The sequence below is a fragment of the Burkholderia sp. E168m23 genome (assembly GCF_016586125.1).
Taxonomy (GTDB): Bacteria; Pseudomonadota; Gammaproteobacteria; order Burkholderiales; family Burkholderiaceae; genus Burkholderia; species Burkholderia orbicola.
Map to the genome: position 1 here is coordinate 1 of NZ_BCPP01000850.1, position 3,176 is coordinate 3,176.

Genomic DNA, 3,176 nt, shown 5'->3' on the forward strand with positions numbered 1-3,176 from the left:
CGGCTACGTCGTGCCCGATGCTAGACATGAGAATCTCCTAATGCGAATACGTCGACTAACTCAGCGACACGTCAAGCCGCCGGGCCGATCTCGACACGCCGGGCTTCCTTCGCGTCAGCCCCGCCCGTGATCGTTTCCGGCTTTTTGAGAATAATGTGGTCTTCCGCCACGCCTGCTGCCTTCAGCGCATCGCGCACGGCCTGCGCGCGATGCTTCGCCAGTTCGGCGTTCGCGTCGGCCGAGCCCGTCTTGTCGGTGAAGCCCGACAGCGCGAGCTTCGCGTCCGGATGTGCCTTCGCATAGTCGGCCGCGGCGGCGATCGCCGCCTTCGCGTCGGCCGGCAGCACGCTCTTGCCCGTCTCGAAGTAGATCGTCGACAGCGCGGCCGATGCCGCTGCCGCCGGCTGCTCGGCGCCCGACGCGGCTTGCGCCGGTGCCGAAGCCGCTTCTGCCGGGGCCGCTGCCGTTGCCGCGCCCGCCGTGTCTTCCGGCAGCTTGCCGTTGCGTGCGTCAGCCACTTGCTTCGGCTGCAGCAGGTCGTTCTTGTGGTTGCCCCACGAGTTGCGTTCGTACGTGACGACCGAAGCGATGTCGAGGTCCGACAGCGACGCCCACGACGGCATCGCGCCCTTGCCGTGCAGCACGCGCTCGACGTGCGCGGCGATCGGGCCGTTCACGATCGGGCTGCCGTCCATCGCCGGGAACGCGCCGAGGCCCTTGCCGTTCACCTGGTGGCAGGCCGCGCAGTTCGCCTTGTAGACTTCCTCGCCGTGCGCGACGAGTTCGGCCATCGTGTAGACCTTGTTCGGGTCGACCGCCGCGCTGGCCAGCTTCGCCTTCTGCGCGCTGACCCACTTCGCGTAGTCGTCGTCCGACAGGACTTCGACGACGACCGGCATGTACGCGTGCTCCTTGCCGCACAGCTCGGTACAGAAACCGCGGAACGTGCCGACCTTGTCGGCCTTGAACCACGTATCGCGCACGAAGCCGGGGATCGCATCCTGCTTCACGCCGAACGCGGGCACGTACCACGAGTGGACGACGTCGTTGGCGGTCGTGATGATGCGGATCTTCTTGTTGACCGGCACGACGAGCGGGTTGTCGACTTCCTGCAGATAGGTGTCGGTGATCGGCTTCTTGCCCATCACTTCGTCGCGCGGGGTGGTCAGCGTCGACAGGAAGCCGATGCCCTCGCCCGGGCCCTTCACGTAGTCGTAGCCCCACTTCCACTGGTAGCCGGTGACCTTGATCGTGAGATCGGCGTTCGTCGTGTCCTTCATCGCGACGACGGCCTTCGTCGCCGGCAGCGCCATCAGCACGACGATGACGAACGGCACGATCGTCCAGATGATCTCGACGGTCGTGCTTTCATGGAAATTGGCGGCCTTGTGGCCCTTGGATTTGCGGTGCGCGAAGATCGAATAGAACATCACGCCGAACACGCCGACGAAGATCACCGTACACAGGATCAGCATCATCGTGTGGAGATCGTAGAGCTCCTCGGCGATCTTCGTGACAGGCGGCTGAAAGTTGATCTCGTTGACACGGGGGCCGCCCGGGCTATCACCGACCGCCAGGGCCGCACCGGCAAAGAGCAATCCGCTGCATGCCAGCACGCCCGTGAGGGCTCGCTTGATTGTTTTCATAGCATCCTTACCCAAAATTTCCATTCAAACCCTCCCCCGTCGCAAGCCACCAGCCTCGTCCGGCCAATGACCGCGCCTCGTCAGCCGCAGCGCCTGAGCGACACGCGCAGCTCGTCGGCGAACTGCGCACGCTTGTACTGCGCGAGATGCTGCCCGATTACGACGGTCTGCCCGCGCGATACCAGCCGAATCGGATCGCGTGGCGTCGCACCCGGCTCGACCCGCACCCAGCGCGGGTTGAATTCGATCTGCGTGAGCCGCTCCGCATCCATCCGCTCGATCACGAGCCGGTGCGGAAACAGCCTGATGCGCTCGTAATCGACCGCATGGCGAGCATAGATCGCAAATGCGACACCCACCGCCAGCAACTCGATTCCGGTAAAGGGCATGACGAGCCAGACCCCTCTCCACAACAGCAACGCCGCGATCGCCAGCGAGAAGCCCGCGAGCGACGCGTAAAACAGCACGAACTGGCGTGGCGACACCGAACAGTTGCGTTTCATGAGCCAGTCTTCGAGGACCGGTTCGCTGTCCGCCGTCTCCGCCAAAACCCTCGCTGCTTCCATCGCCGCCTCACGCGAATGGCATGCGATGCATGCCTGCATCGGACTCGTCGCCCCGTATTGCGGGGACCCCGGGACGACAAGCTGACGCATTATAGGCGGGTTCAATGGCATCCACAAGCAAGCGCCTATCGCCCGCCAAGCCAAGCGCGACAAGCTTTCCGGCCGTTTTGGCCGCCAATTCGACCCCGCTTTGCGCCGCTAATTTCAGACATAACAAAACCCCTCTTTACCGCTTTACCGATTCTTCGGACGCCCCTTGCCGATGTCCTCGATGCGCACGATCCCGTGCCCTTCGGCGGTCGTGCGCGGCACGGCCTTCCACGCGTGGCCGTAGATCACCTCGAACGTCAGCGGAATCGTGCCGTCCTCGCGCCGGCGCGCGTCCAGCGCGTCGCCGAGCGCCGCGCGAAAGCGCCGCGTCGCGTGCTGCGGCGTCGCCCGCTCGAACGGATAGGCGCCCCAGCGGCGCACGTCGGCCAGCAGGGAATCGGGGGACTTGTAGGTGACGGTCAGCACTTCCTGGTCCATCACGGGAATCTCGAAGCCGCTCTCGACGAGCATGTCGCCGAGGTCGTGCATGTCGACGAAATCGATCACGCGGGCGGCGGGCGGGGCGATGCCGAGCGCCGCTTCGGCGTCCGCGCAGGCCGCGCGCAGTTCGCGCAGCGTGTCGGGGCCGAGCGTGCTGAACATCAGCAGCCCGTTCACGCGCAGCACGCGCTGCCATTCGGGGAAGACGGTATCGGGACGCGAATGCCAGTGAAGCGCGAGATTCGACCAGATCAGGTCGAACGCGCCGCCCGGGAACGGCAGTGCGGCGAAATCGGCCTGCGCGACGCGCGGGCCGCGCTGGCCCAGCGCCCGGCCGAGCGACGCCGGCAGCCAGCGGCGCCAGGTGGTCTGCTCGACTTCACGCTGACCGGCCCGCGCGAGCATCGCGCCGGACAGGTCCACGCCGAACACC

3 protein-coding genes are annotated in these 3,176 nt (G+C 65.8%); all 3 read right to left on the reverse strand.

What is annotated here, in order from left to right; genetic code table 11:
* Nucleotides 1-71: 71 nt before the first annotated feature.
* A complete protein-coding gene (gene coxB / locus JMF90_RS30745; protein WP_011694413.1) occupies nucleotides 72-1,670 on the reverse strand; it encodes a cytochrome c oxidase subunit II in 1,599 nt (532 codons plus the stop codon).
* A gap of 56 nt (nucleotides 1,671-1,726) precedes the next feature.
* Nucleotides 1,727-2,251, reverse strand: coding sequence for a DUF2244 domain-containing protein (locus JMF90_RS30750; RefSeq protein ID WP_011546277.1), 525 nt, complete (start codon nucleotides 2,249-2,251; stop codon nucleotides 1,727-1,729).
* A 195-nt stretch (nucleotides 2,252-2,446) separates the two neighbouring features.
* Nucleotides 2,447-3,176: methyltransferase domain-containing protein (locus tag JMF90_RS30755; protein ID WP_201325855.1), on the reverse strand; the 730-nt coding region annotated here is incomplete at its 5' end.